Origin of the sequence: Blautia sp. AM29-29 (assembly GCF_003480555.1) — a bacterium.
Taxonomy (GTDB): domain Bacteria; phylum Bacillota; class Clostridia; order Lachnospirales; family Lachnospiraceae; genus Fusicatenibacter; species Fusicatenibacter saccharivorans.
The window spans coordinates 1-14,071 of sequence record NZ_QUJD01000014.1 but is presented as its reverse complement, the minus strand read 5'-3'; the positions used below and the strand labels follow the sequence as shown (position 1 = coordinate 14,071).

Here is a 14,071-nt window from a genome sequence, read left to right as displayed (position 1 = left end):
ACGGTACCCCGTATTTTACACAGGTACCGTCTTTTTGCATATTTTTTACGCTTTCTTATCGTTTCGGCGCTACAACTACGTGGCGGTATGGCTCGCTGCCCTCGCTGTAGGTCTCCACGAATTTATTTCCCTGCAATGCAGAGTGGATGATTCTTCTCTCGTAAGGATTCATCGGCTCCAGAGAAACCGGTCTTCTGGTCTTTTTCACTTTGTAAGCGATGTTTCTTGCCAGATTTTCCAGTGTTTCTTTTCTGCGTTTGCGGTAGTTCTCCGTATCAAGTTTGACACGAACGTAATCCTTCTGCTCTTTGTTGACCACAAGGCTGGTCAGATACTGAAGGGAATCCAGTGTCTGTCCGCGTTTTCCGATCAGGATGCCCATATCCTCACCGGCAAAATCAACTTCAAGAGAATCGTTCTCGGCATTGTACTCCATCTGGATCTCAACCGGGAGCTCCATGGCTTTGAATACACCGCTTAAGAACTCAAGTGCCGTTGCCTTGATCCGGGCGATTTCTTCGTCTGTTCTCTGAACCACCTCGCGCTCTTCTCTTGGCTCGGAATGTCTTGCGTTTTCTGCCTGACGCGGAGCAGCTTTTCTTTCTGTTTCTTTTTTTACAGCTTCTTTTTTCGGCGCTTCCTTTACCGGTGCAGGAGCTGCCTCTTTTTTCTCTGGTTTCTGGGGTGCTTCCGGTTCTTTTTCCGGTGCGGCTTTTACAGCGGCACGGATCACAGCCGGTTTACTTCCGATTCCAAAGAATCCGGAACTGCCTTCGCTGATGACCTGGATCTCCAGTTTATCGCTGGCAGCCTGAAGCTCAATGCAGGCTTTTGTAATAGCGTCGTCCACGGTTTTTGCGGATACTTCGATAAACTCCATAAAGATTTACCCCCTATTTTTTCTTTTTGCTGTTCTTTTCATCAAACTGTTTTACCATGTTTGCTTTCGCAGCGATGCTTCCGGCGCGGTATTCCTGATTACTGTTGTAATACTCAGTCGAAGCTTTTCTTGCTGCCTCTTTTTCCTCAGCAGACGGCTCTTCGTTCTCCTGTACCTGAATATTACGCACACTCTGCGTTGCAGCCTGTGTGATTTTCTGCGGCGGAAGGCCGGCTTTTTCTCTCTTCTTGGCCGCTTTTTCCTGATTTTTGCGGATCACCTCATCCATGTCAATCGAGGACATATGACGGTTGATCACAACCTGCTGTACGCTTCGAACAAGCGCACCTGCAATCCAGTAAATACCAATACCGATGGAGAACGATAAACACATAAATGCGGAAAAAACAGGCATTACCGTGTTCATGGTCTTCATGGAATTTTCCATGGAGTTTGCTGTCTTATTTCCGTTGTTGGAAGATGGTGCCTGCGGCATCAGCTTGTAGTTCAGCCACTGGGTAAACCATGCCAGAATCGGCACCAGAATTGCTCCTGCAATCAGAAGCGCAGATCCGTTTGCCATACCCTCGCGGATGACATCCATCGGAGACTGTGTGATATTAAATCCAAGGAACATGTTGATATGCTTGGACTCCGCGGCGGTTTTTGTAATGGTATCCGCAATACCGGAGAACTCGCTGATGTCAGCCAGCTTCGTCCACTGGGACGGTTTCAGCACATAAAACATGTCCAGAAGGTTATTTTCGGTTAATGTTTCACTTACTTTACTGTACATGGTAACACGGTTATCTGTGATAAACTGTGTCAGGATGTCAGAATATCCTGATACACCCATCATCTGTGTTGTCAGTCCCTGGAATACATTGCGGACACTTCCGATATATCCCGGAATATGATAGATAACCTGGTACAGTGCAAGCAGAATCGGCATCTGAATCAGCAGTGTACTGCAGCTTCCTGTCGGGGAGACACCGTATTTCTGATAAACTGCCATGGTTTCTTCAGATTTTTTCATCTGAGAAGCCTGGTCTTTTTTGTTCTGATATTTCTTTTCAATTCTCTGCAGATCCGGCTGCATTACGCTCATCATCTTCGACATCTTCTGCTGCTTGATCTGAAGCGGCGTCAGAACGAGATAAATGATAATCGTATACAGAATAATCGCAATACCGATGTTCGGAATTCCAATTTTTTCCAGACAAAAATAAATTCCATTGATCAGCCAGCCGAGGATCTGGCATACCCACCCGATAATCGGCCACGTTGATTTACTCAGTACGATATCCAAAACGTCTTTTCCTCCTTATTTATCTACGGCACAGGGTCGTAACCTCCGTGTGAAAACGGGTTACATCTCAGTATTCTCCATAATGCCAGCAGACTTCCTTTGAAAGCACCATATTTCTGAATCGCTTCCAGCCCGTACTGCGAGCAGGTCGGCGTATAAGGGCAGTGCACCCTCTTCAGAGGAGACAGGTACTTCTGATAAAACCGGATACCTTTTATCAATACCGTCTTCATTTTTCTGTTTCCTTTAATATATGATGCAGTTTTCCCAGATGCAAAAGTGCTCCCTCTATCTCGAAATACGTACAGTTTTTTGCATTAACTCTTGCGATCACAACTACATCCATTCCACACTGAAATTCCTCTTCATGCAGACGATAACTCTCCCGGATCAGTCTCGCCAGATGGTGGCGCACAACGCTGTTTCCAACCTTTTTACTTACTGAAATTCCAATCCGGTTCCGTCCCAGCTGATTTTTCTTCACATACATGACCAGAAATCGGTTTGCAAACGATGTTCCCTGCTTATAAACCAGCTGAAAATCTCTGTTTTTTTTCAGGCTTTCCGAATATTTCATGAATCCATTCTTTCCTTCATGATTTGTCTAAATTTTCTTTTCATTGAATAGCTTTAGATAGAAGAAAAGACCACATAAATTTTATGCGGCCTTTGGTTTTATGCTGATAATTTTTTTCTTCCTTTTAATCTTCTTGCAGCTAAAACTTTTCTTCCACCTTTTGTGCTCATTCTTGCTCTGAATCCGTGAACTTTAGCTCTGGATCTTTTTTTCGGCTGAAATGTCATTTTCATAAGATAAGGCACCTCCTTTAAATTCTAATCAATAACTGCCTGCAAGGCAGTATTTCACTACATGTATGACAGAAAACATCATTTCAATTATATTCATAAACCCCCATTTCGTCAACCCTAAAATCAATAATTTTCGCAGTTTTTTCGGGAAAAATGCCGCTCTGACGCGGTTTTCCGGTCTGCCGCTGCCCGTGCCTTCCGTGTGCTGATTTTCGGTTTATCCACAACTTATCCACACTGTCCGCCGCACGCGTACAAATATCAGTTCGATTTTTGTGCTTTCCACACGATATCTTGTAACCGTAATCAACATTATCCACAATCTGTGGATAACCTTGTGGATAACTTTCGGTTTTGCTGTGTACAACCTGTGGGCATTTCCAATTTTTCCAGTATTTACGCCATGTATAATGTGTATATAAATTTTCCAGACTTTACACATTTCGGTTTTTCCAGCCCTCTATCCACAATTTTATCAACATAAGATTCCCTGTTATCCACAAACTATCCTCCATTTCATCAACAGGAAAATTTTTTACACATTCTGTGGATAAAAAAATAATTATCCACATTTTTGGGTTGAATAAAACGGCATTTTATTATATCATATAGAAGTAAAAATGCGACTATTCGGGGAAAATTTCGTTTTCCAGACAGAAGTTATCCCCAAAAAGCAATGATTATAGAAGCGGAGCGACAGAAAAAGCATGGAAATCGTACAAGATAAATGGAAAGAAATACTGCAGAGAGTGCGGGACGAGCACGAATTATCTGAGATCTCCTTTACTACATGGATTGAACCACTTACGATCCATTCGGTTGAGGACAATCTGATCACAATCCTGGTTCCATCCGAAAAAATGGGTCTCGATTACGTGAGCAAAAAATATACTCTTCCTATTAAAGTGGCAATCGCGGAAATCACAGGTGTCAACTATGAGATCCGCTTTATTCTTCCGGAAGAAGTGAAACAGGAAAAAGCGCCTGCTCCCGTCCAGAAAAATCTCTATGTGCCGAACCTGAATCCAAAGTATACCTTTGATACCTTCGTGGTCGGCAGCAATAACAAATTTGCCCATGCAGCTTCTCTCGCCGTGGCCGAATCCCCGGGAGAAATCTACAATCCGCTGTTTTTATACGGTGGTGTTGGACTGGGCAAAACCCATCTGATGCACTCGATCGCACATTTTATTCTTCAGAAAAACCCGTCTTCGCGGATTCTCTACGTAACGAGTGAAGAATTTACCAATGAAGTCATCGAGGCCATCCGAAACAGCAACAACACCGCAATGACCAAATTCCGTGAGAAATACCGCAATATCGACGTACTTCTCATCGATGATGTGCAGTTTATTATAGGAAAGGAATCCACGCAGGAAGAGTTTTTCCATACCTTCAATACGCTGCACGGCGCCAACAAACAGATCATCCTTTCTTCGGATCGTCCCCCGAAAGACATGGATATCCTGGAAGACCGCATCCGTTCCCGTTTCGAATGGGGACTCCTTGCCGACATCCAGAGCCCGGATTATGAGACGCGAATCGCCATTCTCCGAAAGAAACAGGAATTAGACGGCTATTCCGTCAGCGACGATGTGATCGAATACATCGCTTCCAATATTAAATCGAACATCCGTGAGTTGGAAGGCGCTCTCAACAAAATCATTGCATACGCAAACCTTGAAAAACGTGAAATCAACATTGATCTTGCAGAGCAGGTGCTGCGCGACATCATCTCCCCGAACGAGAAGAAGGTGATCACGCCGGATTTTATCATCGACACCGTTGCAGATCACTTCGATATTACGCCGTCCGACATTGTCGGCAGCAAGCGGAGCAGCAAAATCGTATTCCCGCGCCAGATCGCAATGTATCTATGCCGCGAAATGCTCGATGCCCCGCTGACCGGAATCGGAAAAATGATGGGCGACCGCGATCATACCACTGTCATGCACGGCATTGAGAAGATCGAAAAGGAAATGAGTGCCAAAGACAGTGTCCGCAACACGGTAGACATCTTAAAGAAGAAGATCAACCCGTCGAAATAGGCGGAGCCTTTGTAACTCTGTCAAAACGGTTAAAACCGATTTACATTTATATAAGAAGAAACTCATCGGTTGACAGGCCCTTATTTATACACAAACCGATGTGGAAAACCTGTGGATGAATTGTGGACAAATTTGGGGGCTGAAGTTATCAACATTTCATACACAGGTTCACGTTCGATTATTCACAGAGTTATACAGATCGATTTTTCCAGTATTTCCGCATTCTTGACGGGGTTTTCCACATATCCACAGCCCCTACGACTAAGACTACGGATTTTTACTATATTTTTTCTTTATAAGCAGACTCACCAAGCAGTGAGGAAAGGAGAGTTATCCACAATTATGAAATTAGTGTTTGACAAAGCAGACCTTGTAAAAAGCGTTGGTATCGCTATGAAAGCTGTCTCCGGTAAAACAACCATGCCGATTCTGGAATGCATTCTGATTGATGCATCTTCCAACGTGATCAAATTTACCTCCAACGATATGGAACTCGGAATCGAAACCATCGTCACAGGTATGATTCTGGAACGCGGTATTGTTGCTCTGGATGCAAAGATTTTTTCTGAGATCGTAAGAAAACTTCCGGATAATCAGGTTACAATAGAGACAGATGAAAACCTGGTAACAACAATTACCTGCGAAAAAGCAAAATTCAATATTCCGGGACAGTCAGGAGAAGATTTTTCCTATCTGCCGATTCTCGAAACTTCCGATTGTGTTTCCATTTCCCAGTTCACCTTAAAAGAACTGATCCGTCAGACCATTTTCTCCATTGCAGCCAATGAGAACAACAAACTGATGACCGGTGAGCTTTTTGAAATCAAAGATAACACACTTCGCGTCGTATCTCTGGACGGACACCGTATTGCGATCCGCAGAATTGAGCTGAAAGATTCGTATCCGGACCGAAAAGTCGTTGTTCCGGGAAAAACCCTGAACGAAATCAGCAAAATTCTGTCCGGCGAGATGGATGATCAGATTGATATTTACTTCTCGGAAAACCACATTATGTTCAAGTTCGATGATACAACGGTCGTTTCCAGACTGATCGACGGTGAATATTTCCGCATCGACCAGATGCTTTCGAGTGATTACGAGACAAAAGTGACGATCAACAAAAAAGAATTCTTAAGCTGTATCGACCGTGCGACGCTTCTTGTCAAAGAAGGCGACAAAAAACCGATCATCATCGACATCCAGGATGGAGCGATGGAACTGCAGATCAACTCCGCGATGGGTTCCATGAAAGAAGAGATCGATATCAACAAAGAAGGCAAGGATATTATGATCGGTTTTAACCCGAAATTCCTGATCGATGCACTTCGTGTTATTGACGACGAGGAGATTTCGATTTATCTGGTCAACCCGAAGGCTCCATGTTTTATCCGGAACGAAGAAGAGAGCTATATCTATCTGATTCTGCCGGTAAACTTCAATTCCGTGAGATAAGTCACATAAGTTTGAAATCTGCCGGAACCTTTTCTGAAAGAACTTTCAGCGGTTTTACAGCCACACAGGTTGAAAACTGCGAACTTACGTGAGGAAAAGGCACGGCAGTGCAGGAGGAAAAAATGGAAATTATTACGCTGCGTGAAGATTACATCAAACTGGGCCAGGCATTAAAAGCTGCGGCTCTGGTAGAAGACGGCGTGGAAGCAAAGCTCGTCATCAAGGACGGCGAAGTGACCGTAAACGGTGAAGTAGATACCCGCCGCGGCCGCAAGCTCTATGACGGAGATATTGTCTGCTACAATGGAAATGAGATACAAATTAAAAAATAAGGCTTAAAAACTTAAGCTGATTTTTCACGGACGAGTGCTCATGTATATCAAATCTTTAGAACTGAAGAACTATCGGAATTATGAAAACTTATGCATAAATATCAGCCCCGGAACGAATATTCTCTACGGCGACAATGCCCAGGGAAAGACGAATATTCTCGAGGCTTTATATCTCGCGGGTACGACAAAATCGCACCGTGGCAGCAAGGACCGCGAAATCATCCAGTTTGACCGGGAGGAAGCCCATATCCGGATGATGGTGGAGCGGAACGGCAGCACGCATAAAATCGATATGCATCTAAAAAAAAATAAATCCAAGGGAATCGCCATTGATGGAGTTCCGATCCGCAAAGCGTCGGAACTTTTTGGCATTGTAAATATTGTGTTTTTCTCTCCGGAGGACCTGAATATCATCAAAAACGGTCCTGCGGAGCGCCGGCGTTTCCTGGATAGCGAAATTTGTCAATTGTCAAGACTATACATGATCGAGCTTGCCAATTATAATAAAGTGGTGGCGCAGAGAAACAAGCTGCTTAAAGAGATTTCGTTTTCCGGCAGAATGGCGGATACGCTCGAGATCTGGGATGAGCAGATGGTCCGCTATGGAACAAGCATTATTTCCGAGCGGAAAAAATTTATCAGCCGCCTGAATGATATTTTATCCGAGATCCATCAGAATCTGACCGGAGGAAAGGAGCAGATTCTGATTACCTATGAACCGAATGTGTCCGAGGAAGGGTTTTCCGAAGAGTTAAAAGCCGGAAGAGAGCGTGATCTGCGTTTCGGACAGTCCTACACCGGGCCGCACCGGGACGATTTCTGTGTGCGGGTCAACGACATTGATATCCGTAAATACGGTTCCCAGGGGCAGCAGAGGACGGCGGCGCTTTCGCTGAAACTGGCGGAGATCCGTCTGGTCGAGGAGGAAATTCACGATACACCGGTTTTACTGCTGGATGATGTTTTGTCGGAGCTGGACGGCAGCCGGCAGAATTATCTTCTGCAGAGCATTCACAGCATACAGACACTGATTACCTGTACCGGACTGGACGAGTTTGTCGAAAATCATTTTGAGGCAAACAGCGTATTCCAGGTGGTCGAGGGATCTGTGTTTCACAAAGAAACAGGAGGAATCTAAATGAGTACAGAGAACATGGAAAAGACAGAGTATGGTGCAGACCAGATTCAGATTCTGGAGGGTCTGGAAGCCGTACGGAAGCGCCCAGGTATGTATATCGGCAGTACCTCCGCACGGGGACTTCACCATCTGGTCTATGAGATTGTCGACAACTCGGTAGACGAGGCACTGGCAGGATACTGCAAAAATATTGACGTTACGATTAACCCGGACAACTCCATCACCGTCATCGACGACGGCCGTGGTATTCCGGTCGGCATCAATCATAAGTCGGGCCTTCCGGCCGTTGAGGTTGTCTTTACGGTGCTGCACGCAGGCGGAAAGTTCGGCGGCGGAGGGTACAAGGTATCCGGCGGTCTGCACGGCGTTGGTGCATCCGTTGTAAATGCGCTGTCTAACTGGCTTGAGGTGCGCGTTTATCACGATGGAAAGGTTTACTTCCAGCAGTATGAGCGCGGAAAAACCATGAATAAGCTGGAGGTCATCGATACCTGTCCGATCGAAAAAACAGGTACCGAGGTCCGTTTCCTGCCGGATGACACGATGTTCGAGGAGACGGTTTATGATTACGACGTTTTAAAAACAAGACTCCGCGAGACCGCATTTCTGACCAAGGGACTGCGCATTGTTCTGCGCGATCTGCGCACGGATCCGGTAGTGGAAAAAGCATTCCACTACGAGGGCGGTATCAAAGAGTTTGTCAGCTACCTGAACAAGAGCAAAACGGCGCTCTACCCGGACATCATCTACTGCGAGGGAGAAAGAGACGGCGTTCTCGTTGAGGTTGCGATGCAGCACAACGATTCCTATCAGGAAAATACGTACGGTTTCGTCAACAACATTACGACGCCGGAGGGCGGTACCCATATCGTGGGCTTCCGGAATGCGCTGACGAAAACCTTTAATGAATATGCAAGAGCAAATAAACTGTTAAAAGACAGCGAACCGAACCTGACCGGAGAGGATATCCGCGAGGGTATGACGGCGATTGTCAGCATCAAAATTGAGGAGCCGCAGTTCGAGGGCCAGACAAAGCAGAAACTTGGAAACAGCGAGGCGAGAGGAGCAGTCGACAATATCGTGAGCACCCAGCTCGAGCTGTTCCTGGAGCAGAACCCGGCTGTCGCAAAAACGATCATTGAAAAGTCCCTGCTTTCCCAGCGTGCGAGAGAGGCTGCAAGAAAAGCGCGTGACCTGACGAGAAGAAAATCCGCACTGGACGGTATGTCCCTGCCTGGAAAACTGGCAGACTGCACCGACAAGGATCCGAAAAACTGTGAGATCTTCCTGGTCGAGGGAGATTCCGCGGGCGGTTCCGCAAAATCCGCGAGAAGCCGTGCAACGCAGGCGATCCTGCCTCTGCGTGGAAAAATCCTGAATGTAGAGAAAGCACGTCTCGATAAAATTTATGCCAATGCCGAGATCAAAGCGATGATTACGGCATTCGGAACCGGAATCCACGACGATTTCGATATCACCAAACTGCGCTACGACAAGATCATCATCATGACCGATGCCGATGTCGACGGCGCGCACATCGACACACTGATGCTGACGTTCCTGTACCGCTTCATGCCGGAGCTGATCAAACAGGGCCACGTTTACCTGGCACAGCCGCCGCTGTTCAAGATTGAGAAAAACAAAAAAGTATGGTACGCATACGACGACGATCAGATGAATCAGATCCTCAATGAGATCGGACGCGGAGATAATAAGATCCAGCGTTACAAAGGACTGGGAGAGATGGATGCGGAGCAGCTCTGGGAGACCACCATGGACCCGGAACGCCGTGTTCTGCGCCGCGTTGTGTTCGATGAAGAGTATTCTTCTGAAATTGATCTTACCTTCAATACGCTCATGGGCGACAAGGTAGAACCGCGCCGTGACTTTATCGAAGAGAGAGCAAAATACGCAAACAACCTGGATATCTAAAAGTCCTGTGAACTGAAGTGGAGGAAAAGATGGAAGATAATGTTTTTGATAAAATTCACGAGGTCGATCTGAAAGACACGATGGAGGAATCCTACATCAACTACGCGATGAGCGTAATTGCATCCCGTGCACTTCCAGACGTCCGCGATGGCTTAAAGCCGGTACAGAGACGTATTCTGTACTCCATGAGTGAACTGAACAATACGCCGGATAAGCCGCACCGTAAGTGCGCGCGTATCGTCGGTGATACGATGGGTAAATATCACCCGCACGGCGACAGCTCTATCTACGGAGCACTCGTCAACATGGCACAGGACTGGGCAACCCGTTATCCGATGGTGGACGGCCATGGAAACTTCGGTTCCGTCGACGGCGACGGCGCTGCGGCTATGCGATACACCGAGGCACGTTTAAGCAAAATCTCGATGGAGATGCTGGCGGATATCAACAAAGACACCGTAGACTTCGCCCCGAACTTTGATGAAACCGAAAAAGAGCCTGTTGTTATGCCGGCCCGCTACCCGAACCTTCTGGTAAACGGTACTTCCGGTATCGCAGTCGGTATGGCAACGAACATCCCGCCGCACAATCTGCGCGAGGTGGTAAGTGCCATTGTAAAAATTATTGATAATATCATCGAGGAGGACCGTACGACAGATCTCGAGGAGATTCTCGGCATTGTAAAAGGCCCTGACTTCCCGACCGGAGCAGAAATCCTCGGCACCCGCGGCATCGATGAGGCTTACCGTACCGGCCGCGGTAAAATCCGTGTTCGTGCGGTATCAAACATCGAGACACTGCCGAACGGAAAGAGCGAGATCATCGTAACCGAGATCCCGTACATGGTAAACAAGGCGCGCCTGATCGAGAACATCGCCGCGCTGGTAAGAGATAAAAAGATCGACGGCATCACTGGCATTGCGGACCACTCCAACCGTGAGGGTATGCGCATCTGTATCGAACTGCGCCGCGACGCCAATGCAAACGTCATCTTAAACCAGCTGTACAAACATACCCAGATGCAGGATACCTTTGGTGTGATCATGCTTGCACTGGTAAACAATCAGCCGAAAGTCATGAACCTTCTGGAGATGCTGACGTATTATCTGCAGCACCAGGAAGAGGTTGTGACGAGAAGAACGAAATACGACCTGAACAAAGCGCAGGAGAGAAGCCATATTCTGGAAGGACTCTTAAAAGCGCTTGACCATATTGACGAAGTGATCCATATCATCCGTGCATCCGCGAATGCGGCAGAGGCAAAGAAGAACCTGATGGAACGCTTCGATCTGAGTGATGCCCAGGCCCAGGCAATCGTAGACATGCGTCTGCGCGCTCTGACCGGTCTGGAACGGGAGAAGCTCGAGAACGAGTACAAAGAGCTGATGGCGCGCATCGAGCAGTTAAAAGCTATCCTCGCAGACCGCAAGGTGCTTCTTGGCGTTATCCGCAGGGAGATTCTGACCGTATCCGAAAAATACGGCGATGACAGAAGAACTTCCATTGGCTTTGATGAGTACGATCTCTCCATGGAGGATCTGATTCCGCGCGAGAATACCGTCATCACCATGACGAAACTGGGCTATATCAAACGTATGACCGTTGACAACTTCCGCAGCCAGAACCGCGGCGGCAAGGGAATCAAGGGCATGCAGACCATCGAGGACGACTACATCGAGGAGCTTCTGATGACGACGACCCATCATTACCTAATGTTCTTTACGAATACGGGAAGAGTCTACCGTCTGAAAGCATACGAGATTCCGGAGGCGTCCAGAACCGCAAGAGGAACGGCGATTGTCAACCTTCTCCAGCTGCAGCCGGGAGAGAAGATTACCGCTGTTATTCCAATGCGCAAATATGAGAAGGGCCATTATCTGTTTATGGCAACGAAAAAGGGACTGGTGAAGAAGACGCCGCTCGAAGAGTACGAGAACGTCAGAAAAACGGGTCTTGCTGCCATTGCGCTCCGCGATGATGATGAACTGATTGAAGTTAAGACAACTGATAACGAGAAAGAGATTATTCTGGTAACGAAATTCGGCCAGTGTATCCGCTTCAAGGAAAACGATGTGCGTACGACAGGCCGTGTTTCCATGGGTGTACGCGGCATCAACCTTCTGGACGGCGATGAAGTAGTCGGCATGCAGATCTGCACGCAGGGAGACTATCTCCTTGTCGTATCCGAAAACGGCATGGGCAAACGGACGCCGATGGCAGAGTTTACCGTACAGCTCCGCGGCGGCAAGGGTGTCAAATGCTATAAGATTACCGAAAAGACCGGAAACCTGATCGGTTCCAAGGCGGTCAACGAGGATAATGAGATCATGATGATCACCACAGAGGGAATCATCATCCGTACTCCATGCTCCGGCATTTCTGTGATGGGACGGATCACATCCGGCGTTAAGCTGATGGATGTGGACGGCGAAATCAAGGTTGCCAGCATTGCAAAAGTAAGAGACAAAGAGGCATCCGAGGAGACTCCGGTTTCGGTGGAAGAGACCGAAAGTGCTTCTGAGGAAACGAAGGAATAATACAGCGTCGCAAAACGTGTCTGAGAGAAAAAAGCTCAGGCACGTTTTTCTCGTTTGGGGAAGGGGAGAAAAATATGAAACGAATTTTACTGATGGTGCTGCGGAATCTGCTTCTGGTTCCGTGGATGTGGTGCCGGCTCTGTTACCATGCAGCGCATCCGGACAAGTACAGTCTGGAAGAGCACTTTAAAATGCTGCGCTTTATTGTACAGCGGGCGAACAAAGGCGGAAACGTCATTGTGGAATCCTATGGAGCAGAAAATCTTCCGGAGCAGGACGGTTTTGTGATGTATCCGAATCACCAGGGACTGTACGATGTGCTGGCGATCGCAGGAGCGTGCTCGCGTACCTTTACAGTTGTTGCCAAAAAAGAGGTAGAGCATATTCCGTTTTTAAAACAGGTCTTTGCGTGCATCCACGCGCTGTTTATGGACCGGGAGAATCTGCGGCAGTCAATGCAGGTTATCAATGAGGCGGCCGATGCCGTAAAAGAAGGCAAAAACGTCATTCTGTTTCCGGAAGGAACGAGGAGCAGAAAGGGAAACCAGCTGCTGGAGTTTAAAAGCGGCAGCTTCAAGATCGCAGTAAAAGCAAAATGCCCGATCGTGCCGGTTGCGTTAAAAAACTGTTTTGTTCCGTTTGACTCCAATACCGTCCGTCCCGTAACGGTAGAAGTCCATTTTCTCGACCCGATCCCATACGAGGAATACCAGGGAATGAAGACAACAGAGATTGCCGAGATGGTAAAGAAGAGAATTGAAGCCGTCGTAACCGCGTAGCGGTTTCAGAAAAGAGCGTGATATGCGCTCTTTTCTGCTATTCTGGGGGCTGATTTGGGTTCTGTAAGGCATATTTTCTATAATAGTAAGAAAAAAACAAAAAATTCGAAAAAACGGGTTGACAAGAACGTAAGGTTTTTGTATAATAAACCATGCGTCACGAATGAGTGACTGCACATATCATTTTATATTTAGGCATTTGGAGAAGTACTCAAGTGGCTGAAGAGGCGCCCCTGCTAAGGGTGTAGGTCGGGTAACCGGCGCGAGGGTTCAAATCCCTCCTTCTCCGTTTAAAAGCCAAAAACAAAATGATATTTTTTGTGGAAAAAGTTCTTGACAAACAGTTTCACATCTGATAAGATAGCAGAGTTGGTGATAGGTTTGAAAAAACTAATCCAAAAAATAAATTAAAAAAGTTCTTGACAAAAGCGAATGAGTTTGATAAAATAAACGAGTTGCTGATTGAAAGAACAGCGAAGAAGTTAAAAAAACTTCAAAAAAAATCAAAAAAGTTCTTGACAAACGAAAAGCTCTGTGGTAAAATAAACGAGCTGATCCGAGTCGGAACAGCAAAGATCCTTGATAATTAAACAGTGAAACACATCCTCGAAAGTTCTGAATAAGTAATTCAAAACGATCGAAAGATCCTTTAAAACAGTAAAAGGGATAAATTAGCTAGTATGTTGATTTTGAACTTGGAACAAACATTTTATCAGAGAGTTTGATCCTGGCTCAGGATGAACGCTGGCGGCGTGCTTAACACATGCAAGTCGAGCGAAGCAGTTAAGAAGATTCTTCGGATGATTCTTGACTGACTGAGCGGCGGACGGGTGAGTAACGCGTGGGTGACCTGC

12 protein-coding genes, 1 tRNA gene and 1 rRNA gene are annotated in these 14,071 nt (G+C 46.6%); 9 read left to right on the top strand and 5 right to left on the bottom strand.

The window, feature by feature from the left end; all coding sequences use genetic code 11:
* Positions 1–55: 55 nt before the first annotated feature.
* The 5 genes from jag to rpmH form a co-directional block, all read right to left on the bottom strand.
* Positions 56–880 (bottom strand): RNA-binding cell elongation regulator Jag/EloR, encoded by an 825-nt coding sequence (gene jag / locus DW769_RS10920; protein ID WP_118750377.1) that lies wholly within the window; start codon positions 878–880, stop codon positions 56–58.
* A 13-nt stretch (positions 881–893) separates the two neighbouring features.
* Positions 894–2,189, bottom strand: coding sequence for a YidC/Oxa1 family membrane protein insertase (yidC, locus tag DW769_RS10915; RefSeq protein ID WP_118750376.1), 1,296 nt, complete (start codon positions 2,187–2,189; stop codon positions 894–896).
* Positions 2,190–2,212: 23 nt separating this feature from the next.
* Positions 2,213–2,422: a membrane protein insertion efficiency factor YidD gene (yidD, locus tag DW769_RS10910; protein ID WP_022462271.1), complete on the bottom strand. Its 210-nt coding sequence runs from the start codon at positions 2,420–2,422 to the stop codon at positions 2,213–2,215.
* A complete protein-coding gene (rnpA, locus tag DW769_RS10905) occupies positions 2,419–2,766 on the bottom strand; it encodes a ribonuclease P protein component (RefSeq protein WP_022462272.1) in 348 nt (115 codons plus the stop codon). Before rnpA ends, yidD begins: the two co-directional genes overlap by 4 nt.
* A gap of 98 nt (positions 2,767–2,864) precedes the next feature.
* Positions 2,865–2,999, bottom strand: coding sequence for a 50S ribosomal protein L34 (gene rpmH, locus DW769_RS10900; RefSeq protein ID WP_005952426.1), 135 nt, complete (start codon positions 2,997–2,999; stop codon positions 2,865–2,867).
* 707 nt (positions 3,000–3,706) lie between these two features.
* On the opposite strand from rpmH, the gene dnaA reads away from it, so the two are divergent.
* The 9 genes from dnaA to DW769_RS10855 all read left to right on the top strand — a co-directional run.
* Complete coding sequence (dnaA, locus tag DW769_RS10895; protein WP_118750375.1) at positions 3,707–5,047, top strand: chromosomal replication initiator protein DnaA; 1,341 nt, start codon at positions 3,707–3,709, stop codon at positions 5,045–5,047.
* Positions 5,048–5,389: 342 nt separating this feature from the next.
* Positions 5,390–6,499, top strand: a complete 1,110-nt coding sequence (gene dnaN / locus DW769_RS10890) for a DNA polymerase III subunit beta (RefSeq protein WP_022462274.1) — start codon at positions 5,390–5,392, stop codon at positions 6,497–6,499.
* Between the two features lie 122 nt (positions 6,500–6,621).
* Positions 6,622–6,831 (top strand): RNA-binding S4 domain-containing protein, encoded by a 210-nt coding sequence (locus tag DW769_RS10885; protein WP_117802687.1) that lies wholly within the window; start codon positions 6,622–6,624, stop codon positions 6,829–6,831.
* 40 nt (positions 6,832–6,871) lie between these two features.
* A complete protein-coding gene (gene recF / locus DW769_RS10880; protein ID WP_118750374.1) occupies positions 6,872–7,969 on the top strand; it encodes a DNA replication/repair protein RecF in 1,098 nt (365 codons plus the stop codon).
* On the top strand, positions 7,970–9,901 hold the full coding sequence (gene gyrB / locus DW769_RS10875; RefSeq protein WP_118750373.1) for a DNA topoisomerase (ATP-hydrolyzing) subunit B: 1,932 nt from the start codon (positions 7,970–7,972) through the stop codon (positions 9,899–9,901).
* Between the two features lie 29 nt (positions 9,902–9,930).
* Positions 9,931–12,438, top strand: a complete 2,508-nt coding sequence (gene gyrA, locus DW769_RS10870; protein ID WP_118595954.1) for a DNA gyrase subunit A — start codon at positions 9,931–9,933, stop codon at positions 12,436–12,438.
* 74 nt (positions 12,439–12,512) lie between these two features.
* Positions 12,513–13,217, top strand: a complete 705-nt coding sequence (locus DW769_RS10865) for a lysophospholipid acyltransferase family protein (RefSeq protein ID WP_117762034.1) — start codon at positions 12,513–12,515, stop codon at positions 13,215–13,217.
* A 201-nt stretch (positions 13,218–13,418) separates the two neighbouring features.
* A tRNA-Ser gene (locus tag DW769_RS10860) sits at positions 13,419–13,506 on the top strand.
* Positions 13,507–13,926: 420 nt separating this feature from the next.
* Positions 13,927–14,071: ribosomal RNA gene (locus DW769_RS10855) — 16S ribosomal RNA — on the top strand; the annotation flags it as partial.

Excerpts from the sequence above, each read along its gene's own strand:
- jag (WP_118750377.1), bottom strand. The coding sequence starts at position 880 with ATGGAGTTTATCGAAGTATCCGCAAAAACCGTGGACGACGCTATTACA.
- yidD (WP_022462271.1), bottom strand. The coding sequence starts at position 2,422 with ATGAAGACGGTATTGATAAAAGGTATCCGGTTTTATCAGAAGTACCTG.
- rnpA (WP_022462272.1), bottom strand. The coding sequence starts at position 2,766 with ATGAAATATTCGGAAAGCCTGAAAAAAAACAGAGATTTTCAGCTGGTT.
- rpmH (WP_005952426.1), bottom strand. The coding sequence starts at position 2,999 with ATGAAAATGACATTTCAGCCGAAAAAAAGATCCAGAGCTAAAGTTCAC.
- dnaA (WP_118750375.1), top strand. The coding sequence starts at position 3,707 with ATGGAAATCGTACAAGATAAATGGAAAGAAATACTGCAGAGAGTGCGG.
- dnaN (WP_022462274.1), top strand. The coding sequence starts at position 5,390 with ATGAAATTAGTGTTTGACAAAGCAGACCTTGTAAAAAGCGTTGGTATC.
- DW769_RS10885 (WP_117802687.1), top strand. The coding sequence starts at position 6,622 with ATGGAAATTATTACGCTGCGTGAAGATTACATCAAACTGGGCCAGGCA.
- recF (WP_118750374.1), top strand. The coding sequence starts at position 6,872 with ATGTATATCAAATCTTTAGAACTGAAGAACTATCGGAATTATGAAAAC.
- gyrB (WP_118750373.1), top strand. The coding sequence starts at position 7,970 with ATGAGTACAGAGAACATGGAAAAGACAGAGTATGGTGCAGACCAGATT.
- gyrA (WP_118595954.1), top strand. The coding sequence starts at position 9,931 with ATGGAAGATAATGTTTTTGATAAAATTCACGAGGTCGATCTGAAAGAC.
- DW769_RS10865 (WP_117762034.1), top strand. The coding sequence starts at position 12,513 with ATGAAACGAATTTTACTGATGGTGCTGCGGAATCTGCTTCTGGTTCCG.